23 protein-coding genes are annotated in these 21437 nt (G+C 64.4%); 10 read left to right on the forward strand and 13 right to left on the reverse strand.

Annotated features, from left to right (window positions below; translation table 11 throughout):
* Positions 1-168 precede the first annotated feature (168 nt).
* Together CTATCC11996_RS17365 and CTATCC11996_RS17370 are read left to right on the forward strand one after the other, a co-directional pair.
* On the forward strand, positions 169-459 hold the full coding sequence (locus CTATCC11996_RS17365; protein WP_003078576.1) for an H-NS histone family protein: 291 nt from the start codon (positions 169-171) through the stop codon (positions 457-459).
* A 123-nt stretch (positions 460-582) separates the two neighbouring features.
* Positions 583-1773 (forward strand): FAD-dependent monooxygenase, encoded by a 1191-nt coding sequence (locus CTATCC11996_RS17370; RefSeq protein WP_003078579.1) that lies wholly within the window; start codon positions 583-585, stop codon positions 1771-1773.
* Between the two features lie 61 nt (positions 1774-1834).
* On the opposite strand, the gene CTATCC11996_RS17375 is transcribed toward CTATCC11996_RS17370, so the two are convergent.
* Positions 1835-3100 (reverse strand): MFS transporter, encoded by a 1266-nt coding sequence (locus CTATCC11996_RS17375; RefSeq protein WP_003078581.1) that lies wholly within the window; start codon positions 3098-3100, stop codon positions 1835-1837.
* Positions 3101-3210: 110 nt separating this feature from the next.
* On the reverse strand, positions 3211-4086 hold the full coding sequence (kynA, locus tag CTATCC11996_RS17380; RefSeq protein WP_034349541.1) for a tryptophan 2,3-dioxygenase: 876 nt from the start codon (positions 4084-4086) through the stop codon (positions 3211-3213).
* Between the two features lie 155 nt (positions 4087-4241).
* Between kynA and ada the strand changes: the two genes are divergently transcribed.
* Together ada and CTATCC11996_RS17390 are read left to right on the forward strand one after the other, a co-directional pair.
* On the forward strand, positions 4242-5120 hold the full coding sequence (gene ada / locus CTATCC11996_RS17385; RefSeq protein WP_003078589.1) for a bifunctional DNA-binding transcriptional regulator/O6-methylguanine-DNA methyltransferase Ada: 879 nt from the start codon (positions 4242-4244) through the stop codon (positions 5118-5120).
* A gap of 93 nt (positions 5121-5213) precedes the next feature.
* Complete coding sequence (locus CTATCC11996_RS17390) at positions 5214-6203, forward strand: DNA-3-methyladenine glycosylase family protein (RefSeq protein ID WP_003078592.1); 990 nt, start codon at positions 5214-5216, stop codon at positions 6201-6203.
* Between the two features lie 41 nt (positions 6204-6244).
* Here CTATCC11996_RS17390 and CTATCC11996_RS17395 read toward each other — a convergent pair whose 3' ends face one another.
* Positions 6245-6817 carry a helix-turn-helix domain-containing protein gene (locus CTATCC11996_RS17395; protein ID WP_003078594.1) on the reverse strand — a complete coding sequence of 191 codons (573 nt, stop codon included), beginning with the start codon at positions 6815-6817 and terminating at the stop codon, positions 6245-6247.
* Positions 6818-6914: 97 nt separating this feature from the next.
* Here CTATCC11996_RS17395 and CTATCC11996_RS17400 point away from each other — a divergent pair, with 97 nt between their 5' ends.
* Positions 6915-8330, forward strand: a complete 1416-nt coding sequence (locus CTATCC11996_RS17400; protein WP_003078597.1) for an SLC13 family permease — start codon at positions 6915-6917, stop codon at positions 8328-8330.
* A gap of 34 nt (positions 8331-8364) precedes the next feature.
* Here CTATCC11996_RS17400 and kynU read toward each other — a convergent pair whose 3' ends face one another.
* The 5 genes from kynU to CTATCC11996_RS17425 all read right to left on the reverse strand — a co-directional run bounded on the left by kynU (position 8365) and on the right by CTATCC11996_RS17425 (position 13505).
* The gene (gene kynU, locus CTATCC11996_RS17405) at positions 8365-9672 is read right to left on the reverse strand and encodes a kynureninase (protein WP_003078599.1); all 1308 of its coding nucleotides are present in this window, start codon (positions 9670-9672) and stop codon (positions 8365-8367) included.
* A 164-nt stretch (positions 9673-9836) separates the two neighbouring features.
* Positions 9837-10469: an arylformamidase gene (kynB, locus tag CTATCC11996_RS17410; RefSeq protein ID WP_003078601.1), complete on the reverse strand. Its 633-nt coding sequence runs from the start codon at positions 10467-10469 to the stop codon at positions 9837-9839.
* A gap of 121 nt (positions 10470-10590) precedes the next feature.
* Positions 10591-11967 (reverse strand): amino acid permease, encoded by a 1377-nt coding sequence (locus CTATCC11996_RS17415; RefSeq protein ID WP_003078606.1) that lies wholly within the window; start codon positions 11965-11967, stop codon positions 10591-10593.
* Between the two features lie 100 nt (positions 11968-12067).
* Complete coding sequence (locus tag CTATCC11996_RS17420) at positions 12068-12868, reverse strand: AraC family transcriptional regulator (RefSeq protein WP_003078610.1); 801 nt, start codon at positions 12866-12868, stop codon at positions 12068-12070.
* A gap of 10 nt (positions 12869-12878) precedes the next feature.
* Positions 12879-13505: a LysE family translocator gene (locus tag CTATCC11996_RS17425; RefSeq protein ID WP_003078613.1), complete on the reverse strand. Its 627-nt coding sequence runs from the start codon at positions 13503-13505 to the stop codon at positions 12879-12881.
* Between the two features lie 228 nt (positions 13506-13733).
* Between CTATCC11996_RS17425 and CTATCC11996_RS17430 the strand changes: the two genes are divergently transcribed.
* Entirely contained in the window at positions 13734-14465 is a 732-nt protein-coding gene (locus CTATCC11996_RS17430) for a Stp1/IreP family PP2C-type Ser/Thr phosphatase (protein ID WP_003078616.1), read from the forward strand.
* Positions 14466-14500: 35 nt separating this feature from the next.
* Here CTATCC11996_RS17430 and CTATCC11996_RS17435 read toward each other — a convergent pair whose 3' ends face one another.
* Positions 14501-14821 carry a YkgJ family cysteine cluster protein gene (locus CTATCC11996_RS17435; RefSeq protein WP_034349544.1) on the reverse strand — a complete coding sequence of 107 codons (321 nt, stop codon included), beginning with the start codon at positions 14819-14821 and terminating at the stop codon, positions 14501-14503.
* Positions 14822-15078: 257 nt separating this feature from the next.
* On the opposite strand from CTATCC11996_RS17435, the gene CTATCC11996_RS17440 reads away from it, so the two are divergent.
* Genes CTATCC11996_RS17440 through CTATCC11996_RS17450 form a run of 3 tightly spaced genes read left to right on the forward strand, consistent with a single transcriptional unit; the run spans position 15079 to position 17550 of the window.
* Complete coding sequence (locus CTATCC11996_RS17440; RefSeq protein WP_003078622.1) at positions 15079-15411, forward strand: FeoA family protein; 333 nt, start codon at positions 15079-15081, stop codon at positions 15409-15411.
* A complete protein-coding gene (gene feoB / locus CTATCC11996_RS17445; protein ID WP_003078623.1) occupies positions 15408-17342 on the forward strand; it encodes a ferrous iron transporter B in 1935 nt (644 codons plus the stop codon). The genes CTATCC11996_RS17440 and feoB overlap by 4 nt, the downstream gene beginning before the upstream one ends.
* Before the next feature lie 13 nt (positions 17343-17355).
* Positions 17356-17550 (forward strand): hypothetical protein, encoded by a 195-nt coding sequence (locus CTATCC11996_RS17450; protein ID WP_003078625.1) that lies wholly within the window; start codon positions 17356-17358, stop codon positions 17548-17550.
* Positions 17551-17703: 153 nt separating this feature from the next.
* Here CTATCC11996_RS17450 and CTATCC11996_RS17455 read toward each other — a convergent pair whose 3' ends face one another.
* The 4 genes from CTATCC11996_RS17455 to CTATCC11996_RS17470 all read right to left on the reverse strand — a co-directional run bounded on the left by CTATCC11996_RS17455 (position 17704) and on the right by CTATCC11996_RS17470 (position 20803).
* On the reverse strand, positions 17704-18069 hold the full coding sequence (locus tag CTATCC11996_RS17455; protein ID WP_003078627.1) for a YkgJ family cysteine cluster protein: 366 nt from the start codon (positions 18067-18069) through the stop codon (positions 17704-17706).
* A gap of 121 nt (positions 18070-18190) precedes the next feature.
* Positions 18191-18454: a hypothetical protein gene (locus tag CTATCC11996_RS17460; RefSeq protein WP_003078629.1), complete on the reverse strand. Its 264-nt coding sequence runs from the start codon at positions 18452-18454 to the stop codon at positions 18191-18193.
* Positions 18455-18668: 214 nt separating this feature from the next.
* Positions 18669-19589, reverse strand: a complete 921-nt coding sequence (argF, locus tag CTATCC11996_RS17465; RefSeq protein ID WP_003078631.1) for an ornithine carbamoyltransferase — start codon at positions 19587-19589, stop codon at positions 18669-18671.
* Positions 19590-19606: 17 nt separating this feature from the next.
* A complete protein-coding gene (locus CTATCC11996_RS17470; protein ID WP_003078633.1) occupies positions 19607-20803 on the reverse strand; it encodes an aspartate aminotransferase family protein in 1197 nt (398 codons plus the stop codon).
* Between the two features lie 236 nt (positions 20804-21039).
* On the opposite strand from CTATCC11996_RS17470, the gene CTATCC11996_RS17475 reads away from it, so the two are divergent.
* Positions 21040-21366 carry a DUF3579 domain-containing protein gene (locus CTATCC11996_RS17475; protein ID WP_003052588.1) on the forward strand — a complete coding sequence of 109 codons (327 nt, stop codon included), beginning with the start codon at positions 21040-21042 and terminating at the stop codon, positions 21364-21366.
* The last annotated feature ends 71 nt before the right edge of the window (positions 21367-21437 follow it).

Below are 21437 nucleotides of genomic sequence, written 5' to 3' on the forward strand. Positions count from 1 at the left end.
CGTACCGACAAGATATTGGTAGTTCAGCAGGCGTAATAGCTATTTATTAACACGTAGTTGCATTTTATAAATATTCTGAATTGTGGTTTTTGCTTACTCGGAAAATCATGATTTTGAAATTCCGGCATTTATAATGCAGTCTCTTTAATCAACCAAGAAGCGCAAATCATGAGCACTTACAAGGAACTCCTGAAGCAGAGAGAAGAGCTGGAACAGCAAATCAACGAAGCCCGTTCGCGTGAACTGGCCGACGCTGTGAGCAAGGTTCGCGGCCTGATTGCCGAGTACGGCCTGACTGCTGAAGATGTCTTCCCTCCCGCTCGCGCGCGCTCTTCCGCCAATGCGGGCGCCAAGGTGGCTCCCAAGTATCGTGATCCTGCTACGGGTCAGACTTGGACCGGCCGCGGCAAGCCGCCAAAGTGGATTGCAGACCAGGACCGCGAAAAGTTCGCGATTTGATCTGCTGTTTGCGCACGTTGAAAGAGCCCGCCTTGGCGGGCTTTTTTCATGGCAGCAAGGTTTGCGGCAGCGCAAACCAGAGTTCTCTTCGATACCGGTGACTAAGCGGCACAATAAGAGTCCATGAACAAGCAGGTGTTGATTGCGGGTGGCGGTATTGGCGGTCTGGCAGCCGCCATTGCGGCGGTGCGGGCTGATTGGGATGTGCGCCTGTTCGAGCGTGCCGCGCAGTTTTCGGAAGTCGGAGCCGGCATTCAACTGGGACCCAATGTGGTGCGCCGCCTTCAGGCATGGGGGCTGCAGCGATCGTTGCAGCAGGTCGTGGCCTGCCCTTCGGCCTTGCGAGCCTGCAGTGCCGTGACGGGGCAAGAGCTGGGGCGACTGCCCTTGGGCGCAGATATGGTGCAGCGCTATGGAGCCAGCTACCTCACCATTCATCGAGCCGACCTGCACCAGATTCTGCTGGAGGCATTGCAGGTTCTGCCTCAGGCTCACCTCAACCTCAACCAGTTCGTCAGCAGCTATAGCCAGCAGGACGGTGTGGTCACCATTCGCACTAGTACCGGCAAGCTCATCGAGGGCGATGCCCTGATCGGCGCTGACGGCGTGCGCAGCGCCGTGCGTGCACAGATGCTGGGCGATGGCCCGCCGCGTGTGACCGGGCACCTGGCCTATCGGGCCATGGTGCATCAGGCAAATCTGCCCAAGCGCTTGCGCACCAGCGAGGTCACGGCCTGGATGGGGCCGCAATTGCATGCCATTCAGTATCCCGTGCGCCGGGGCGAGCTGCAGAATCTGGTGGTCATAGTGCAGGGGCCGGCGCCAGAGGATCTCGACCACTGGGACCATTCTGCCAATCTGCCCGACCTGCTCCAGCATCTTCAGGGCGCATGCGGTTACCTGCAGGATCTGGTTCAGCATGTTCCCGATGTGGGCGGCGAATGGCGTTTGTGGCCGGTGGCCGACCGGCAGCCAGTGTCCTCAGAGACTCAGATGGCGCAAGGCCTTGTGGCCCTGCTGGGCGATGCAGCCCATCCCATGCGCCCCTATCTGGCGCAGGGTGCGGGCATGGCCATCGAGGATGCGGCCGAGCTGCAAAGTGCGTTGTCCATGCATGATCTGGATGTCAGTCTGCGGCTGCGCCGCTATGCGCTCAATCGCTGGCAGCGCAATGCCAGGGTGCAGGAGCGCTCGCTGCGCAATGGCCGGATCTTCCATGCGACAGGGCCTATGCGCTGGGGGCGCGACCTGTCGCTGCGCGCTCTGGGCGGGCGCATCATGGATGTGCCCTGGCTCTATGAGGGTGCGCTTTAGCGAGAGGTCACCATCACCGGGATGGCTTTCGCGTCGGCGCCGGCCTGGCAGATAGACAGCTTCAGTGGCTTGCCTTGAGCAGCAGCGGCGAAGGCTTGATGAGCTGGTAAGCCAGCACACCGCTGCCCAGCATGGCGGCAATCATCAGCATCACGGCCTGATAGATGTCGGCATTCTGGCGTTCCGCAACGCCTGCAACCAGGCCGGACAGCCATTGCATGAGCGCGGCTCCGAGAAACATGGCCATGGTGAAGATGGACAGCGCGCGTCCCGTCGTGGCCTGTGGGTAGGAGGAGCGCACATCGGCATAGATCAGCGTGCCATAGCCTGAAAGCACACTCATGACCAGCAGCAGCAGCACGCTGCCTACGGATTGGTGGACCAGGGCCAGTGCGACAAAAACGGCGGCCATGAGCAGCGCAAAGCGTGCAATGCGCTGGCGGCGCCTGGCCGGACCGGGGTCCAGCCGGCCGAACATGGAAGGCACAAACAGCGAAATGACGGAGCAGGCCAGTGCCACATTGCCGGTCGTGACCAATGAAAACTGGTAGCGATCCATCAGCATGGGACTGAGCCAGAGGCCGCGCACGGTGAGGAACGAGGCATAGCTGACCATGCCCAGCAGCACAATGCCCCAGGTATGGGGCAGCAGCAGCAGGCTGCCAAAACCTTGCAGTGCCTGCATGAAGCCGGGTTTGGGCTGGGAGTCCCCGGGAAGCTCGGGCTCGTGCACCTTGAAGAAGATCAGCAGCCAGGACAGCACACTCAGCACCGCCAGCAGCGCAAAGCCGGCGCGCCAGCCCATATGCTGCACCAGCCAGGCCATGGGCGTGCCGGTAAACAGCAGGCCCAGCCCGCCCAGGCCAAGGCCTATGCCCGAGAGGTAGGCAAATTTATCGGCCGGAAAGTGGCGCGCAATAAACATGGTGCTGGCCAGAAAGGCGGGCGAGCAGCCCACGCCGATCAGCAACTGGCCCAGCATCAGCCAGGAATAGCTGGGTGCGAGTGCGGACAGCGCAGCCCCCGCAATCGACAGCGGAAAGGCTAGCAGCACGGTGCGGCGCAGGCCGTAGATATCCATGCCTATGCCCATAAGTAGCTGGGCCACGCCGAAGGACAGTGCGAACAGCCCGGCAAACGAGCCCAGCGACTGCGCGGACAAGCCGAAGTCCGTGCGCAGACCGTCGGCGATGATGGAGGTGACGGTTCTGAAGGCCTGGCTCAGTGCAAAGCCCGTGAGCAGGCAGACCAGCATGGCCCAGCCGGAAGAGTCGGGTTTTGGACTGGTGTTCGGCGCTGGCGGGGCGGCGCTGTGATCGGAGGGCATGGGCGGTTTGTTGCGATGTTAGGTTTTGCACGGAGCCTAAATAATTCAGGCTGCCCGCGCTGTCACGAAAGAGCAGCAGGGGCAGCCTGAGTGGCGATGGCCAAAGCGGCTTACAGCTCGGTGCGCAGACTCCAGATCTCGGGGAACAGCACCACGTCCAGCATCTTCTTGAGATAGCTCACACCGCCGGTGCCGCCTGTGCCGCGCTTGAAGCCGATGACGCGCTCCACCGTGGTCAGATGGCGAAAGCGCCAGAGACGGAAGGCATCCTCGATATCGGCCAGCTTTTCTCCCAGCTGGTACAGATCCCAGTGCTTGTGCGGGTCACGGTAGACGGTGATCCAGGCCTGTTTCACGCCCTCGCTGGCCTCATAGGGCTGGGTCCAGTCGCGCTGCAGACGGTCGGCAGGAACCGCTATGCCTTCGCGGGCCAGCAGTTGCAGGGCCACGTCGTACAGCGATGGCGATTCGTAGGCAGCCTGTACCTGGGCCAGCAGGTCCGAGCGGTGGGCGTGGGGCTGGAGCATGGCCGCATTCTTGTTGCCCAGCGCAAACTCGATACAGCGGTACTGGTAGCTCTGAAAGCCGCTGGAGTTGGCCAGGTAGGGGCGCATGGCCGAGTACTCGGGCGGCGTCATGGTCGACAGCACGGTCCAGGCGCTGACCAGCTGCTCCATGATGCGCGAGACGCGAGCCAGCATCTTGAAGGCATCGGGCTTGGTCTCGCCCGAGGCATTGGCAATGGCTGCCGTAGCCGCGCGCACCTCGTGCAGCATCAGCTTCATCCACAGCTCGCTGGTCTGGTGCTGCACGATGAACAGCATCTCGTCATGGGCAGGCGACAGCGGGTGCTGGGCCGTGAGAATCTGGTCCAGATGCAGATAGTCGCCATAGCTCATGTCACGGCTGAAGTCGAGCTGGGCTTTCTCGTCGTGGACGATGGCGGCGCCGCCATGCATAGGGCAGCCGGAGGATTCATTCGTCATGGTGAAGTCATTGTTGATGGACAGGTGCGCGCAGCGTAACCGAATCCGGGCACACAAAGCCTGCAAGAACGTGGATGCAAGCTGCCATAGCTTTGCGTAAAGTCAGGCCAGACACAGACCGATGACAGAAAACGCACTCCGCCGAGATTCACGCCATGCCCAGTCCTCTGCCTTCCACCGCCGCTGCAAATTCGCAAACCGATGAGCGCATGATCCAGTGCTGCCGCTGGCTGGAGAGCGAGGAGCCCATGCCCGCTCTGGAGGAGCTGGCGCAGCGCCTCGGGCTCAGTCCCTGGCAGTTGCACCGCAACTTCAAGCGCGCCACGGGGCTTACGCCCAAGGCCTATGCCAAGGCCTATCGCGGCAGGCATGTGCGTGCCGCGCTGGCGCAGGAGGCCAGCGAGTCGGTCACCGATGCGGCCTATCTGAGCGGCTATGAAGCCAGCAGCAGCTTCTACAAGGACGCGCCGGCCATGCTGGGCATGGCGCCGCAGTCCTATCGCAGGCGCGGCCAGGACCAGCGCATCCGCTTTGCCCTGGCCGAATGCTCGCTGGGCAGCCTGCTGGTGGCCAGCACCGACAAGGGCGTGTGCTGCGTGCTGCTGGGCGATGATCCCCATGCGCTGGTGGACGATCTGCAGCAGCGTTTTGCGGCGGCGCAACTGATCGGGGCCGACGCCCGGTATGAACAGACCGTGGCCCAGGTGGTGGCCCTGATGGAGCAGCCCAGGCTGGGGCTGGCCCTGCCGCTGGATATTCAGGGCACGGCGTTTCAGCAGCGCGTGTGGCAGGCGCTGCAGAGCATTCCGGCCGGCAAGACTGTCAGCTACAGTGAGCTGGCCCGGCAACTGGGCCAGCCCAGCGCCACGCGGGCCGTGGCCAGCGCGGTGGCTGCCAACCCGATTGCAGTGGCCGTGCCCTGTCATCGTGTGCTGCGCAATGACGGCAGCATCTCGGGCTATCGCTGGGGCGTGGAGCGCAAGCGTGCGCTGCTGCTGCGCGAGGCCCAGCAGGCCCAGCTCAAGCTCTCTTAAAGAGAGCTGCTATCGCATTCCTCACAATGATTTTGAATAGATATCTATCTGAAATCATTGTCTGATAAGCGATAGAAGCTATGAATTTTACGAATGAAGCACAGGCGCGCCACGGCGCTGCCCGCTGTGATAGAAAACCGCATGCTGCTTGAAGTCTCCATTGCCCTGCCCGCGCGTTACCGCTTTGACGAATTCGTGCATTTCCATGATCGCGACGAACAGCAGCTGGCCGAGCGGGTCGATGCCGGTGCGCGCAGCCTGCACAAGGCCATCATGTGGCAGCGCAGCCCCGCCTTGCTGCAGCTGCAATGGCAGAGCGGACAGGTGCAGGCCAGCTTGGATGCGCCGCAGGCAGAGTCGGCTGCGGCAGACCGGGCTGCGCTGCAAGCGATGGTGAAACGCATGCTGGGGCTGATCTACGCGCCCGGCCAGCTGGAGCTGGCGCATGGCGACCACCCCGAGCTGGGCGCGCTGCTCTCGCGCCAGGCCGGCCTGCATGTGCCCGGCTCGCCTACGCCCTTCGAGGCGCTGACCTGGGCCATCACCGGCCAGCAGATCACGGTGGCCGTGGCCGTTTCGCTGCGGCGCAAGCTGATAGCGCTGGCGGGCGAGCTGATGGCGCAAGACGGGGGCATGCCGGCGCTGCACGCCTATCCCGATGCACCGCGCGTGGCGGCCTTGGGGCTGGACGCGCTGCGCGGCGCGGGCTTTTCCCAGGCCAAGGCCCAGACTCTGCTGGCCGTGGCCCAGGCCGTTGCCGACGATAGCCTGCCGCTGGACGACTGGGCCGCCCGCAGCGCCGCCGGCCGTTGGGATGAGGAGGATGTGGCCGCTGCCTCGGCGCAATTGCTGGCGGTCAAGGGCATAGGGCCGTGGACGGTGAACTACACCTTGCTGCGCGGCTATGGCTGGCCCGACGGCAGCCTGCACGGGGATGTGGCGGTGCGCCGGGCCATCGGTCTGCTCACGGGCAGCGACAAGCCCGATGCGCGTGCCGCCAGCGACTGGCTGGAGCAGTTCAGGCCCTGGCGCGCACTGGTGGCCGCACACCTGTGGGCCTCGCTGGCCGACAGCGCCTATTAGCGCCTATTAACGCCTATTGAGAGGCGACAGGCGGCAGCGCTTCAGAGCGGCGACAGCACCAGCAGCAGCAGGCGTGCGGGCTGGCCCGAGGCATTGGCCAGCCGGTGCTCGCTGTCCACCACCAGCGTGGCCGTGTCGCCCGCGTGCAGCAGCACCTGCTCCTGGGCGGTGAAGACTTCGATGCTGCCTTCGAGCACATGAAAGACCTCGCGCGTGCCTGCGCGATGGGCCGCGAAATGGCTGGAGACTGCATGCGGCGGAAACCGGTAATGCACCAGGTTCACGCCCGCGCTGGGGCTGGCCAGGGCCAGGCGCTCCACGCCGCTGGCCTCGTCGACAAAGCGCAGATTCTCGCCGGCGCGCGTGATCTGCGCACTGGGCGCGCTTTGCACCAGCTCGCCCAGCTCGCAGCCCAGGCCTTGTGCGATCGCCATCGCATTGCGCAGGCTGGTGGCCAGCAGGCCGCGCTCCACGCGCGACAGCGCGCCCGGTGAGACGCCGCTGGCCTGGGCCAGCTGATCCAGTGTGATGCCCAGCTGGGCGCGGCGTGCGCGGACGGCGGCGCCGAAAAGCGCATCGTGCTCCGATGCCTGCGATGCGGTGGTGGAGTTCAAGCCTGGCTCCTTGTCATGGCGTCTGTTTTTGTGTTGAAAATTTTCCTATGAGAAAATAATTTTGCGTATAGGAAATTATTTTTCAAGGATGAATGCAATGTACATGTTTATCAGTGCCTTGCCCGTGGCCACCGTCATCGCCGTTTTGCTGGCGGGCTGGCGCTCGCTGCATGCCGCAGCGCTGGGCGTGGCGGTGGCGCTGCTGGTGATTGCCGCAGCCTTTGCGCAGCCCGCTTCAACATGGCTGGCCGCCGGCATGCACTGGGCGCCGGTGCTGCTGGAAGTGCTGCTGATCGTGGGCGGCGGGCTGCTGCTGTCCGAGGTGCTGCGCGAGTTGGGAGCGCAGAAGGCCCTGGCCGACTGGCTGCTGGCCAGGGCCGGCAGCGGCACGGGCGCCGTGCTGCTGGTGGTGCATGGCATCACGCCGTTTGCCGAGTCGGTCACCGGCTTTGGCGTGGGCGTGACCATAGGCATACCGCTGCTCGCCCACTACGGGCTGCCGCCGCGCAAGGTGGTGCTCATCGGCCTGCTGGGCCTGTGCGCCGTGCCCTGGGGCTCCATGGGGCCGGGGACGCTGGTGGCGGCCACCATGGCCGGTCTGCCGTTCAAGGAGCTGGGTCAGGCTTCGGCGCTGGTCAGCGTGATTCCGTTTGTCATCACCGGCATGGCGGCGGCGGCTCTGGCGAGTGCGCCGGGCCGCCGGCGACAGGCCTTGTTGCAGGGCCTTCTGTCGGGTCTGTTGCTGACGGCGGCCGTGGCTCTGATGAATACCCTGGCCGGCACGGCGCCAGCTGGGGCGCTCGGTGCCTTGCTGGTGGTGGGCTGGCATCTGCTGCGCCTGAGGCTGGGTGTGTCGCAAGCGGACGCGGACAAGCCGCCTCTGAGCGCGCCGGGGCGGCGTGCGCTGGCGGCCTATGCGCTGCTGCTGGGCGGTGTGCTGGCGGCCGCGGCGCTGCTGCGCGTCCTGGATCTGCCCGCCGTCTGGCATGGGCTGGCTTCACCGGGGCTGTGGCTGCTGGTGGCGGCGGTTTTTTTCACGCAGGGCCGGCCGGCGCGCCCATCGCTGGCAAAGGTCTGGCGCTCCTGGCTGCAGGTGGCACCGGTCACGGCGCTGTTCATTGTGCTGGGCGTGCTGATGGCGGTCTCGGGCATGGCCGCGCAGCTGGCGCAGGCGCTGGCCCGCAGCGGGCCGCTGTATCTGCTGGCCGCACCGTTTGTGGGCGCGCTGGGCGGTTTCGTGACCGGCTCCAATACCGGGGCCAATGCCATGTTCGCGGCCACGCAGGCCGAGATCGCCCAGGCGCTGGGCGCGCCGCTGCTGCCATTCATGGCCGTGCACAACGTCAGTGCCTCGCTGCTGCTCATGGCTTCGCCCGGCAAGGTGGAGATGGCGGTGCAACTGCTGACGCAAGGCGCTGCCCAGCGGCGCTGGGTGCAGCAAAGCGTGCTGATGCTGGCCCTGGCCGCCGTTGCGCTGATGGGTGTGCTCAATTGGAGCTGGGCGCGGGCCTGACCGTATGCTGGCCGGCCCGCGCCCGGTGCCTGCCTCAGGTCACGGCGTGCACGGTATTGAACTCGGGCCGTTGCCATTCGCCCGATTCCAGCACCTGACGCAGATGCTCGACGGAATTCCAGACATCGGCAAAGCCCACATACAGCGGTGTGAAGCCGAAACGCAGAATGTCCTTGTGCCTGCCCGTGCCGCCGTCGCCCTTGCGGAAGTCACCGATCACGCCGCGTGCAATCAGCGCCTGGACAATGGCGTAAGCGCCGCTGCCCTGGCCGTTCACGCCCAGGCCTTCTTCCCGGGTCAGGCAGACCTGGGAGCCGCGTGCCGCATGCTCGCGCGGTGTCGCCAGACCCAGGCCGTGGCCCTGGCAGCGCTCTTGCACGAGCTGGATGAACAGATCGGTCAGTGCCAGCGATTTCTTGCGCAGCGCGGCCATGCCGCCGAAAGCCTCGGCCTCGGTGTAGATGTCGATACCGCATTGCAGCACGCTCATGCTGATCATGGGCTGGGTGCCGCAGAGATAGCGCTGGATGCCCTGGGCGGGGTGGTAGTCGGGCACGAACTTGAAAGGCTCGGCGTGGCCGAACCAGCCCGACAGCGGCTGCCAGAAACGGTTGATCAGGCGCGGATGCGCCCAGACAAAGGCCGGCGCGCCGGGGCCGCCGTTGAGGTATTTGTAGCTGCAGCCCACGGCAAAGTCGGCATCGGCGCCCTTGAGGTCCACGGGCACGGCACCTGCGCTGTGGCACAGATCCCAGACGCAGAGAATGCCTTTGGCATGGGCGGCGGCCGTCACGGCCGCCATATCGTGCATGGCCCCTGTGCGGTAGTTGACATGCGTGAGCATGGAGATCGCCACATCGGTCTGCAGCGCGCCAGCGATTTCCTCGGGCTCGAGCAGCACCAGCTCCAGGCCGTATTCCTGACACACGGACTGGGCGATATAGAGGTCGGTGGGGAAGTTGCTGCGCTCGCTGATCAGCTTCTTGCGGCCGGGCGCATCTTCGCGGGCGATGCGGGCGGCAGCGCTCAGCACCTTGTAGAGATTGATGGAGGTGGTGTCGGTGAACGCCAGCTCGCCCTGGCCCACGCCCAGCCAGGGGGCGAACTGGTTGCCAAGGCGCTCGGGCAGCGAGATCCAGCCGGCCTTGTTCCAGGAGGTGATGAGGTCCTGGCCCCATTCCTGCGTCACCACTTCGGCCGCGCGTGCGGCGGCGGCCTTGGGCTGGGCGCCCAGGGAGTTGCCGTCCAGGTAGATCACGCCCTGGGGCAGGGCAAAGCGTTCGCGCAGCGCGCGCAGCGGGTCCTGGGCGTCCAGAGCCTGGCAGTCTTGCAAAGTGGTCATTGTCTTCCTTCTCTCATTTTTGATAGCTGCTGACGGTGATTGTGTCTATGTCAGAGCCGGTTCTGATTCAAATATGGCTGGACTCAGAATCGCCCATTGTGTCCGAGACCGGGGCGGTGCAGCCGCCTCGCAGCGAGGACATCGGTTTCTTTGCGCCAAGCGCCTCAGAGCAGGCTGCGCAACACGGCACGCACCGGCGAGGCATCGGCTTCGGTGAGCTTGAGCGGCAGAGCGATCAGTTCGTAGTCGCCTTCGCCGACCTCGTCGAGCACCAGGTTCTCGAGCACGCGCAGGCCGCGCTGGCGGATCACCATATGGCTGTCCAGGCTCTTGCTGCTGGCGGGGTCGATGCTGGCTGTGTCTATGCCGATCAGCCTCACGCCCAGGTCGGCCAGCTTTTGCACGGTCTCGGGGGCATAGGCGGCGAGGTCGGCATCCCAGCCGGTGGGCGCTTTCTCGTAGGTGCGCACCAGCACACGCCCGGGCAGGTCGGCATCGATGGCGTGCGCTATGTGATGCCATTCGATCAGTGGCCCGCAGCCTATGGCGTGGATCACGCGGCAGGGACCAAGAAAGGCATCCAGATCGACGGCGCCAATGGCCGCGCCCTGCGCATCGTAGTGCAGCGGCGCATCGGCATGCGCGCCCACATGGGGCGAGAGATGAATGGCGCTGACATTGACCGGGCAGCCCGGGCCAATGCTGGCCACCCATTCCTGGCTATAGGGCGTGTCGCCCGGAAACACCGGAGCGGCAGGATGAATGGCAGGAGAAATATCCCAGATCTGGCGTGTCATGGTGTGTATGAATGGGGTCAGTCGCTTGTGATCGATAACAGGCCCGAGTGCGGGACGGCCAGCAAGGGCCGCCCCGCAGCAAAGGCCGTCGTCCCCCTTCGGGGGAAGGCGCGCTAGCGCCTCAGGGGGTCACTTTCTTTCTATACCAAAGAGCATAGACCAGCACCAGCACGATCAGAAACGGCACACCCACCAGCACGGTGGTGTGGAACTCTTTGGTAAACAGCGTGGTGACGATCACGCCCGCCATCAGCAGCGCCCCGACCAGCGTCAGCACGGGAAAGCCCCACATGCGGAACTCCAGCTTCTGGCCCGGGTGTTCGCGCTGCCAGCGCGGGCGGAAGAACAGATGGGTCACGAACACCATGAACCAGGCAAACATGGCGCCAAACATGGCGATCGACATCATCAGCTCCAGCGACTGCTCGGGCTTGAGCACGTTGAGCACCATGGCCACGGCCATGCCCAGGCAGGAGACGGCAATCGCGCCCAGCGGCACGCCGCTTTTGCTGAGCTTGCTCAGTCCCTTGGGGGCATAGCCGCCGCGCGAGAGGCTGAACATCATGCGCGAGGTGACGTAGAGCTGGCTGTTCATGGCCGACAGCGAGGCCAGCAGCACCACGAAGTTGAGGGCCGCGGCCGCGCCCGGGATCTGCAAAATCTCCATCACCTTGACAAACGGGCTCTTGTCCGTGCCCGCATGGCTCCAGGGCACGACGGCCAGCATCAGTGCCAGCGACAGCAGATAGAACAGCACCAGGCGCAGCACCGTGGTGCGGAAGGCACGGGTCACGGCCTGCTTGGGGTTCTGGGCCTCGCCGGCAGCAATGGCAATGGATTCCAGGCTCAGATAGCTGAAGATGGCCACGATCACGCCCACCCAGGTGCCCCACCAGCCGTTGGGGAAGAAGCCGCCATCGACAAAGTAGTTGTCGAAGCCCACGCCCTCGGGTCGGGTGCCGAAGACCACATAGGCTGCGATCAGGATGAAGGCCACGATGGCAATCACCTTGACCATGGAGAACCAGTACTCGACCTGGCCGAAGGCCTTGACGCTGGTGGCATTGACGGCGGCCAGCAGGATCGAGAACAGCGCCACCCAGATCCATGGGTCCACCGTGGGGAACCAGTAGGCCATGTACTTGCCCACGGCCGTGACCTCCATGCCCACGGCCAGCACCACGGCTCCCCAGTAGGCATAGCGCACCACAAAGCCGGCCAGCGGACTGATGTAGTGCTCGGCATAGGCGCCGAAGGAGCCCGAGGTGGGGTGGGCCACGGTCATCTCGGCCAGGCACCCCATGAGCAGCAGGCCGATGAAGGCGCCGATGGCGTAGCTGATGAGCACGCTGGGGCCGGCAAAGCCGATGGCGAAGGCGCTGCCCATGAAGAGGCCGGTACCGATGGCGCCACCGATGGCGATCATGGTCATCTGGGCGGAGTTCAGGTGCTGCTGCAAGCCTGTCTCGCGTTGCTGAATACTGTCAAAGTTGGCCATTGCTGACTTGCGCATGCGAAAAATCGAAGCGGCAAGTATCCCGCGAATGACCGGCTGCAGCGGCGTGGCGGCGAATGTCCCTGGCGCAGGCCCAGCCGGCTCAGCGCGGCATTCCTGCGTAGTTGCCGGGCGTCAGCGCATGATGTGCCTTGAAGGCGCGCTGCATATGGGCCTGGTCGGCAAAGCCCATCTGTTGAGCGACCGAGGCCAGGGGCTCGCCCTGGGCCAGCAGGTGGCGCACGCCATTGAGCCGCAGGTTCAGGCGGTAGGCCCCGGGCGTGACGCCGGTGACGGCCCTGAAGCGGCGGATGAAACGGCTGGGGCTCATGCCGCAGCGCAGGGCCAGGGCCTGGACGCTGGTTTCGTCTTCGGGGCTGCGGTGCATGTGCTGCAGCGCAGGCAGGACGGCATCGGGTGGCCGGGGCTTTTCTGCATGAGTGTGGTCGGCACTGCCCAGCAGTTGCAGGAAATCCGCCAGTGATTGCTCGTGCTGCCGCAGTTGCGTGTCCGTGGCGCTGCCGGCAAGCGGCTGGCAGAGGCTGTCGGTCCAGCGCGAGATGTCCGGCGCGTTCAGGGCGCGCCGGGCAAAGCGCAGGGCGCCGACGCCGAGCCGCTCATGAACCCAGTCGGCCTGCACGAACAGCATGCGGTAGGACCATGGCTGCAATGTCTCGGGGTTGCAGGCATGCCAGTGGCCGGGCTCGATCAGCACCACGCTGCCCGCGCTCAATGTTTCGGGGCCATCGTCGTGCAGAAACAGGGTCTCGCCCTCATCCACGATGCCTATGGAGTACTGGGCATGCGCATGCAGCCGGTAGCTGTAGCAGGACTGGCGGCTGATGCGCAGCTCGGCCCAGGGCAGGGCCGGGTGGCGGTGGAAATGGTGGCTGGGGGCTGGCATGACGGCCTCATCATGCCAGCATGCTGACCACGCTTGCCACCAGCACCATGGCCAGAGACTGGTTCAGCCGCCGCTGGCGCAGTGGCGTGCTCAGCCACCGGGTCAGTGCGTGGCCCAGCGCGGCCCAGCAGCCGACGCCGAGCAGGCAGGCCAGCAAGGAGACGGCGCAAAACAGCAGCAAGGCGGTTGGCAGCGAGACCTGCTGCGCAGCCAGCGGAGCCACGAACATGCCGATGCCCGAAAGCGCCACCAGCCAGGCCTTGGGGTTGAGGCTTTGAATGGCAATGCCCTGCACGAACGCTCCGCCTGGACCGGCCGGCAGCGATGCGGGGGCGCTCTCCCAGGCCGCCCGGCCTTGGGCCCCGGGGGCCTTGGCCAGTTGCCAGGCAAGCCACAGCAGATAGAGAGCACAGATGCGCGGCGCCCAGCGCAGCAGCTCTGGCTGCTTGAGCAGCCATTGCCCGCTCTGGCCCATCAGCCAGACGATGAGGGCATAGCTGAGACTGGCTCCCAGCACATAGCAGAAGGCGGCCCCGGCGCGGCCGTTGCCATGGCGCAGGGCCAGCACGTTCACCGGGCCCGGCGTGATGGCACCGGCCAGTGCAAATCCGGCCATGGCCAGAACAGAAGAAAGCATGGGCAAACCTGAAACAAGAGACCACCAGTCTGAGCTTTGGTCGTTTCCAGGTATTGAACAAAATTGCGTCTTTGCTTGGTTAACAAGTGCAAAACGGTGTCTTTTTCAGACAAAGAGCGAAGCTGACTTGCGTTACGCTTGAATGCTTTCGCGAACCTGACCCCCGCCCCATCTTCCATGTCATCCGCAGCAGCTTCTAGCCCATCCCGAGTCTGGCCAGCCGTACGCATGGTGGGGCGTGCCGACATGGGTCGCCAGCGCAGCAATAACGAAGACTCGGTAGGCCTGGAGCCGCAGGCCAGGCCCTGGCCGGTTGCCGTGCTGGCCGACGGCATGGGCGGCTACAACGCGGGCGAGGTGGCCAGCGTCATGGCCGTGGAGCTGATCACGACCAGCGTGCAGCACGGCCCGGCCGCCGATGAATCCATGCTGGCTGCGCAGTGCGAGCTGACGGACGCCCTGCACATGGCCAATACGGCCATCTATGCCGCCGCGCAGTCCACGCCCGGCTGCAGCGGCATGGGCACCACGGTGGTGGCCGCCCTGGTGCTGGCGAGCGAGGTGCTGATTGCCCATCTGGGCGACTCCAGGGCCTATGCCTGGCGTGCCGGCCGGCTGCAGCGGCTGACGCGCGATCACTCCCTGGTACAGCAGGATATCGATGCAGGCCTGATCTCCGAGGCAGATGCCAGGACCTCGCGCTACGGTCATCTGGTGACCAGAGCGCTCGGTGTGATGCCCCAGGTGGAGCCCGAACTCAGTCACTGGCTGCTGCAGCAGGGAGATCGCATTTTGCTGTGCTCCGACGGCCTGACCGATATGCTCAGCGATGCCAGTCTTGAAACCCTGTTCGAGGAAAACCTGCCGCTGGCGCGATTGCAGGAGGCCCTGATCGAGGCGGCCAATGCTGCGGGCGGCAAGGACAATATCGGCGTGGTGCTGATCGAGCAGGACGCCTGATCTGCTGATATGGCGGCCGTTGGCTGCCCGGTTTTCTAGATCAGACCGCTTTCCAGCACAGGCAGCTGATGGCGCTGGCGCACGCGGTTGCAGGCGTCCGAGCCTGCGGCGAACTCGCGGCAAGGGGAGGGGCGCCATTCATAAATGCCGCAGTACGCCTTCTCTCCCACCTTGCCCACCAGGGCTGCGCAGCGCGGCCTGGCCCAGTCCGTGCCGCGCATGCGGCAGGTGTAGTCGGTGACCTCCTCGATCAGCCCTGCGGGGACGCAGCCCCCATGCTCCTGGGACTCGTGTACGGAAAAATCGACACGAAAGGACGCGCAGCAGGCGCCGCAGCTAAGACAGGGATGGGTCATGGGAAGGGCGGAATTTTTCCGTGGGGCCGCAATTCTCGCAGCTGTGCAAACCCTTTGGGTGTGCCGGGCCGCAGATTTGTCAACCGCGCCGCTCAATACCCGCCCAAAAGTCCATGCTGCTGGTGCCAATTCGCCACCGTTGTGCGCCAATCGCCTACAGTAAATGGAAAATGAGAATCAAAATCAATTAATAATGCGCTATGAGTTCTTTGCAGTCCCCCTCGGCGATCTCTGAGCCGGTGTCAGTTACTTCGTCCATGAATGCTTTTTCTGTGCAAGCGTCTGAATCCGGCGTGCCATCTCCCAGTGCTGCAGCGACTGCAGCCGCGACCGGGCCGGTCATAGGCCTGGACCAGCTGGCGGTGAACCAGTCAGCCCGGGTGGTGGATCTGGCTTCCTCCGAAGGCGAGGATGAGAACCTGCTGCTCAGACTCATGGAAATCGGTTTTCTGCCTGGCGAGTCCGTGCGCATCGTCGCGACCGGCTTTCCCGGCCCCGACCCGCTGGCCGTGCGCATAGGCCAGGCGACTTTTGCCCTGCGTCGCCATGAGGCGGCCCAGGTGCTGGTGCAACTGGAGGCCGCAGCATGAACGCGCGCGAATCCCAGATCACCATGATGAGCCCTCAAGCCGCAGAGCAGGCGCCCTTGCGTGCCGCGCTGCTGGGCAACCCGAATTGCGGCAAGACGGCGCTGTTCAATCTGCTGACCGGCGCCCGCCAGAAGGTGGCCAACTACGCGGGCGTGACGGTGGAGCGCAAGGAAGGCTGGCTGAGCACGCCTGGCAAGCGCCGCGTGCGCGTGCTGGACCTGCCCGGCACCTACAGCCTGGATGCGCACAGCGAGGACGAGCGCATCACGCGCGACATCGTCAAGGGCCAGCACCCGCGCGAAGCGCCGCCCGAGCTGCTGGTCTGCGTGACCGATGCCACCCATCTGCGCCTGAACCTGCGTCTGGTGCTGGAGGCGCGGGCCCTTGGCCTGCCCATGGTGGTGGTGCTCAATATGAGCGATATGGCACGCCGTCAGGGACTGGTCATCGACAAGGCCAGGCTCAGCGAGCTGCTGGGCGTGCCTGTGGTGGAGAGCGTGGGCGTGCATCTGTCCGGCGCCAAGGATCTGCTGGCCTGGCTGGACAGCGATCAGGCCAGGCAGCTCAAGGCTCCGACGCTTGAAGGCCAGTTCAAGCCCGTGACGGGCAGCAACTCGCGTGCCCAGTTGCTGGCCCTGCACCAGCAGGTGGCCGAGATCATGCGTCAGGCCGTACAGGAGCCCGCGGCGCCCACCCAGCGTGACGATCGCATCGACTCCGTGGTGCTGCACCCGCTGTGGGGCACGCTGCTGCTGGTGGTGACGCTGTTCCTGATGTTCCAGGCCGTGTTCAGCTGGGCCGAGCCCCTGATGGACGGCATCGAAGGGCTGGTCGGCGACTTCGGTCAGTGGGTGCATGGGGTGATGCCCGATGGCGTGCTGCGCAGCCTGCTGGTCGACGGCGTGATCGCCGGCACCGGCTCGGTGGTGGTCTTTTTGCCGCAGATCCTGATTCTGTTCTTCTTCATCCTGGTGCTGGAAGACTCGGGCTATCTGCCGCGTGCCGCCTTTTTGCTGGACCGCATCATGGGCAGCGTGGGCCTGTCCGGACGCTCCTTCATCCCGCTGCTGTCCAGCTTTGCCTGTGCCGTGCCCGGCATCATGGCCACGCGTTCGATCTCCAGCTGGCGCGACCGTCTGCTGACCATCATGATCGCGCCGCTGATGACCTGCTCGGCACGTCTGCCCGTGTACACGCTGCTGATCGGCGCCTTCATCCCTGAGCAGACCGTGGCCGGCTTCTTCAATCTGCAGGGCCTGGTGCTGTTTGCCCTCTATGTGGGTGGTATTGCCAGCGCGATGGCCGTGGCCTGGGTGGGTAAGCTGGCCGCCAAGGTCAAGACCCGCACGCCGCTGCTGATGGAGTTGCCTTCCTATCGCATCCCCAGCCTGCGCAGTCTGGTGCTGGGCCTGTACGAGCGGGCCATGATCTTCCTGCGCCGCGTCGGCGGCATCATTCTGACCGTCAGCATCGTGTTGTGGTTCCTCTCCAGCTACCCCGGCGCTCCCGAAGGCGTGACCGAAGGCGCGATTCGCTACAGCTTCGCGGGCCAGATCGGTCGTGCGCTGGAGGTGGTGCTGGCGCCCATCGGCTTCAACTGGCAGATCGCCATTGCGCTGGTGCCCGGCATGGCCGCTCGCGAGGTGGCGGTGGGAGCGCTGGGTACGGTGTATGCGCTGTCGGCCGTGGGCGACGATGCCATGGCCCAGCAACTGAGCCCGCTGATCGCCAGCAGCTGGTCGATGGCGACCGCGCTGTCGCTGCTGGTCTGGTTTGTGTTTGCGCCCCAGTGCATCTCTACGCTGGCCATGGTCAAGCGCGAAACCAATGGCTGGCGCTATCCGCTGCTGATGGCCGGCTATCTGTTTGCTCTGGCCTATCTGGCCAGCTTTGTGACCTATCGCGTCGCCGTGGCCCTGGGCTGGGGCTGAGAAAGGATTGTCTATGTGGCAGGAACTGATCGTGGGCGCCATCGTGCTGGTGGCCGCCGTGTCGCTGACCTGGCGTTTCATGCCCGCCGGCCTGCGCCGCAGGCTGACGCGGGTTCATCCTTCGCTGGCTCCGGCAGCCAAGAGCGGCAGCTGCGGCGGTTGCAGCGCCTGTGGCGGCGACAGCTGCTCGGACACCCGAAAGGCCTGAACACAGGCGGAGCCTGATCAAATCAGCTAAAAATATAGCTGCCTGCGCTTGCTATCTCTGCAATTCAGATACTTTTGTATCTGAATTGATTGACTGGCAAGCGCAGGCAGCTTTTTATTTGATAGCAGTAGTGCTTGCGGGCTTGCCGAAAGCTCAGGCCGCTTCCAGCCAGGGCTGGACTTCTTCCTCGCTCAGTGCCGACAGGCCGAACTTCTCGCGTGTGTCATGGCAGCCGTAGGAGGCAAACGGAAAGTCGCGGCAGGGGCGCGAGCGCTGCTCGTAGATGCCGCAGCCTATGCAGCCCGCGCCGACCTCGGGCAGCTCGCGCAGCGCCACGCAGCGCACCGGGTGACGTTCCGTGCCGTTCATGCGCGCGCGGTTGCCCTTGCCGGGCACTTCATGGGCCAGCTCATCGGGGACGGTGCCGCCCATGGATTGCAGCTCGTAAATGGAAAACTCAACGCGGTAGTTCTGGCAGCAGGCGCCACAGTTCAGGCAGGGGTGGACGGATTCGGACATCGTGTTTCTTCAAGGGTTCAGGCATCGGGGTCGCGCCGTCCTCCTTGGGCAAGGACGGCTTTTTGAGGTCTGGAGGAGAAGCCGGCGCGCAGGGCTGCCTGCGGCTTCCGGTGCCGGGCCACTAGGTATGGCCTTGAAGAAACTTCAGATAGAAGGTGTGGATGCGTACATAAAGCGCACGCACGCGCGCGGCAAAGGATTTGCGCGGGCCGAAGAAGGAAGGCACGCGCGTGTGGCGTGCCATATGGGGCTGGCGCAGCGCCAGCAGGCCGCCGCGCTGGCCGTAGCGCGCATCGCCCTGGGCGGGGCGCAGCGGAAACAGAAACACCGCCAGCTGGCGCAGGGCCCTCTGGCGGTGTGGGGATGTGATGTGGCTCAGGTGCATGGAGGTGAAGGTATGCAGATGAGCCCGGACGCGGCGAATCAGCCTGGCTGGCGGCCCAGCAGCAGGTACTCCATGAGTGCCTTTTGCACATGCATGCGATTTTGGCTATGGCACGCGGCATGCTGCCGCCTCACACCCGCCAAGCGGGTATGAGCCTGCGCCCGAATCGCATGCGGGCTCTGGCGAGCCGCCGCGCGCGCCGATGTCTGCGCCATCAGTCCACGCGACCCAGCAAAAGGTACTCCATGAGTGCCTTTTGCACATGCATGCGATTTTCAGCCTCGTCCCAGACCACGGATTGGGGGCCGTCGATGACTTCGGCCTCCACTTCCTCGCCACGGTGGGCGGGCAGGCAGTGCATGAACAGGGCATCGGCCTTGGCCGAGGCCATCATCTCGGCATCCACGCACCAGTCGGCAAAAGCCTTCTTGCGCGCTTCGTTCTCAGCCTCGTAGCCCATGCTGGTCCACACATCGGTGGTGACCAGATCGGCGCCCTTGCAGGCTTCGAGGGGGTCCTTGAACACCTTGTAGCAGCCGGGGTTGACGGGCTTGCCGTTGAAGGCCAGCTGCTCGTCCACCTCGTAGCCGCCGGGCGTGCTGACATGGACCGTGAAGCCCAGCAGATCGGCGGCCTGCAGCCAGGTGTTGGCCATGTTGTTGCCATCACCCACCCAGGCCACGATCTTGCCCTTGATCGAGCCGCGGTGCTCGATGAAGGTGAAGATGTCGGCCAGGATCTGGCAGGGGTGGAACTCGTTGGTCAGGCCGTTGATGACGGGCACGCGCGAGTACTCGGCAAAGCGCTCGATCTTGTCCTGACCGAAGGTGCGGATCATGACCAGGTCGGTCATGCGGCTGATGACGCGCGCGCTGTCTTCAATCGGCTCGGAGCGGCCCAGCTGGCTGTCGCCCGTGGTCAGATGCACCACGGAGCCGCCGAGCTGGTACATGCCGGCTTCGAAGCTCACACGCGTGCGCGTGCTGGCCTTCTCGAAGATCATGGCCATGGTGCGGTCGATCAGCGTGTGGTGCTTTTCGTAGCCCTTGAATTTCTTCTTGATCAGGGCTGCACGTTCCAGCAGGTAGTCGTATTCGTCGGCGGTGAAGTCGCTAAATTGCAGGTAATGCTTCATGCAGTATTCCTTGAGGATCAGGCTGCCAGAATGGCTTGAACCAGGGGCTTGAGCCTGGCGACGATTTCATCGGCTTCGGACTTGCTCAGGATCAGCGGCGGTACCAGGCGAATCACGGTGTCGGCGGTCACGCTCAGCAGCAGGCCGGCTTCTGCGGCCTGGCCAATCAGCTCACCACAGGGCTTGGTCAGCTCCACGCCGATCATCAGACCCTGTCCGCGCACTTCGACAAAGCCTTCGAGGCTGCCCAGTTCAGCCTGCAGTTTAGCCTTCAGATATTCGCCCACTTCCGTGGTATGGGCCAGCAGGCCATCTTCTTCCATGATGCGGATGGTTTCCACGCCGGCACGCATGGACAGCGGGTTGCCACCAAAGGTGGAGCCATGGTTGCCGGCCTTGAGCACTTCGGCAGCGGCCTTGTGCGCCACCACGGCACCCACGGGCACGCCAGAGCCCAGGCCCTTGGCCAGGGTCATCACATCGGGGGTGATGCCGGCCCACTGGTGGGCAAACCACTTGCCGGTGCGGCCCATGCCGGCCTGCACCTCGTCCATCATCAGCAGCCAGCCATTGGCATCGCACAGCTCGCGCACCTTCTTGAGGTAGTCGGCGCGCATGGGGTGCAGGCCGCCTTCGCCCTGGATGGGCTCCATCATGATGGCGACGATGTTGGGGTTGCCTTCGGTCGCGTCGATCAGGGCTTCGTAGTCATTGGGGGGCACGCGCGTGAAGCCTGCGAGCAGATCGCCAAAGCCGTTACGTACCTTAGGGTTAGCCGTGGCGCTCATGGTGGCGATGGAGCGGCCGTGGAAAGCGTGGTCGTAGACCACGATTTCGGGCTTGGCAATGCCCTTGTCCACGCCGTACTTGCGGGCGATCTTGATGGCTGCCTCGTTGGCTTCCAGGCCGGTGTTGCAGAAGAACACATTGGTCATGCCCGAGCGCTCGGTCAGCAGCTTGGCCAGGGTTTCCTGGCCGGGCACATGGTAGTAGTTGCTGGTGTGGATCAGCTTGGCCACCTGCTCCTGCAGGGCAGGCACCAGCTTGGGGTGGTTGTGCCCCAGGGTGTTGACGGCGATGCCGCCTAGCGCGTCCAGGTATTCCTTGCCGTTCACGTCCCAAACGCGGCAGCCCTGGCCGCGCTCCAGCGCGATGGGTACGCGGCCGTAAGTGGGCATAACGTGGGGCGAAGCTGCCTCGATGAAAGCGGTCATTGCAAGAATCTCCTGAAAAGGAAGGTCAGTGGTGCACTGCGGCACCTGAAAAATGAGAGCTTTGATTCTAGAGTGCCCGGATAACCCCAACATTGCGGATTGCGCATCGCTGCCATGCAATCAACCTACGCCATTGTGGGGTTGACAGCATGGCTCTTATACAAGAGTTAGAATGCTCGTTTAGGCATGTTGGCGGGGATCCCGCCTGGTTGCCGGATCTTTTTGGCGAATATTTGATGGTTACCCCTTCCAGCAAAGAACTGTTCATCATGGGTATGACCCATGCCGGAAAAACCTTTCGACCCAGCGACTGGGCCGAGCGCTTGGCCGGTGTCATGAGTCAGTTCCGCCCTGGTGGTGCCTGCGCCGGAAGCCATCTGAGCTACTCTCCCTGGTGCGTGCCCACGGTGATGAACGGCACCAAATGCGTGGTCATCAACCGGGATCTGCGCGACTACGAACCCATGGCATGGGACTTCTGCCTGAATTTCGCCAAGGACAACGATCTGCAAGTGGCCGAGGCCTGTCTGCTGCCAGACAAGCTGCCAGCCGGCAAGAAGTGATTTTTCAGGTGCCCAGAGGCGCCGCGCAAACGACAAAGGCTTCCACGGGAAGCTTTTTTTGTATCTGTGCG

The organism is Comamonas testosteroni ATCC 11996 (assembly GCF_000241525.1).
Classification (GTDB): domain Bacteria; phylum Pseudomonadota; class Gammaproteobacteria; order Burkholderiales; family Burkholderiaceae_C; genus Comamonas; species Comamonas testosteroni.

Excerpts from the sequence above, each read along its gene's own strand:
- CTATCC11996_RS17365 (WP_003078576.1), top strand. The coding sequence starts at position 169 with ATGAGCACTTACAAGGAACTCCTGAAGCAGAGAGAAGAGCTGGAACAG.
- CTATCC11996_RS17370 (WP_003078579.1), top strand. The coding sequence starts at position 583 with ATGAACAAGCAGGTGTTGATTGCGGGTGGCGGTATTGGCGGTCTGGCA.
- CTATCC11996_RS17375 (WP_003078581.1), bottom strand. The coding sequence starts at position 3,100 with ATGCCCTCCGATCACAGCGCCGCCCCGCCAGCGCCGAACACCAGTCCA.
- kynA (WP_034349541.1), bottom strand. The coding sequence starts at position 4,086 with ATGACGAATGAATCCTCCGGCTGCCCTATGCATGGCGGCGCCGCCATC.
- ada (WP_003078589.1), top strand. The coding sequence starts at position 4,242 with ATGCCCAGTCCTCTGCCTTCCACCGCCGCTGCAAATTCGCAAACCGAT.
- CTATCC11996_RS17390 (WP_003078592.1), top strand. The coding sequence starts at position 5,214 with ATGAAGCACAGGCGCGCCACGGCGCTGCCCGCTGTGATAGAAAACCGC.
- CTATCC11996_RS17400 (WP_003078597.1), top strand. The coding sequence starts at position 6,915 with ATGTACATGTTTATCAGTGCCTTGCCCGTGGCCACCGTCATCGCCGTT.
- kynU (WP_003078599.1), bottom strand. The coding sequence starts at position 9,672 with ATGACCACTTTGCAAGACTGCCAGGCTCTGGACGCCCAGGACCCGCTG.
- kynB (WP_003078601.1), bottom strand. The coding sequence starts at position 10,469 with ATGACACGCCAGATCTGGGATATTTCTCCTGCCATTCATCCTGCCGCT.
- CTATCC11996_RS17415 (WP_003078606.1), bottom strand. The coding sequence starts at position 11,967 with ATGGCCAACTTTGACAGTATTCAGCAACGCGAGACAGGCTTGCAGCAG.
- CTATCC11996_RS17420 (WP_003078610.1), bottom strand. The coding sequence starts at position 12,868 with ATGCCAGCCCCCAGCCACCATTTCCACCGCCACCCGGCCCTGCCCTGG.
- CTATCC11996_RS17425 (WP_003078613.1), bottom strand. The coding sequence starts at position 13,505 with ATGCTTTCTTCTGTTCTGGCCATGGCCGGATTTGCACTGGCCGGTGCC.
- CTATCC11996_RS17430 (WP_003078616.1), top strand. The coding sequence starts at position 13,734 with ATGGTGGGGCGTGCCGACATGGGTCGCCAGCGCAGCAATAACGAAGAC.
- CTATCC11996_RS17435 (WP_034349544.1), bottom strand. The coding sequence starts at position 14,821 with ATGACCCATCCCTGTCTTAGCTGCGGCGCCTGCTGCGCGTCCTTTCGT.
- CTATCC11996_RS17440 (WP_003078622.1), top strand. The coding sequence starts at position 15,079 with ATGAATGCTTTTTCTGTGCAAGCGTCTGAATCCGGCGTGCCATCTCCC.
- feoB (WP_003078623.1), top strand. The coding sequence starts at position 15,408 with ATGAACGCGCGCGAATCCCAGATCACCATGATGAGCCCTCAAGCCGCA.
- CTATCC11996_RS17450 (WP_003078625.1), top strand. The coding sequence starts at position 17,356 with ATGTGGCAGGAACTGATCGTGGGCGCCATCGTGCTGGTGGCCGCCGTG.
- CTATCC11996_RS17455 (WP_003078627.1), bottom strand. The coding sequence starts at position 18,069 with ATGTCCGAATCCGTCCACCCCTGCCTGAACTGTGGCGCCTGCTGCCAG.
- CTATCC11996_RS17460 (WP_003078629.1), bottom strand. The coding sequence starts at position 18,454 with ATGCACCTGAGCCACATCACATCCCCACACCGCCAGAGGGCCCTGCGC.
- argF (WP_003078631.1), bottom strand. The coding sequence starts at position 19,589 with ATGAAGCATTACCTGCAATTTAGCGACTTCACCGCCGACGAATACGAC.
- CTATCC11996_RS17470 (WP_003078633.1), bottom strand. The coding sequence starts at position 20,803 with ATGACCGCTTTCATCGAGGCAGCTTCGCCCCACGTTATGCCCACTTAC.
- CTATCC11996_RS17475 (WP_003052588.1), top strand. The coding sequence starts at position 21,040 with ATGGTTACCCCTTCCAGCAAAGAACTGTTCATCATGGGTATGACCCAT.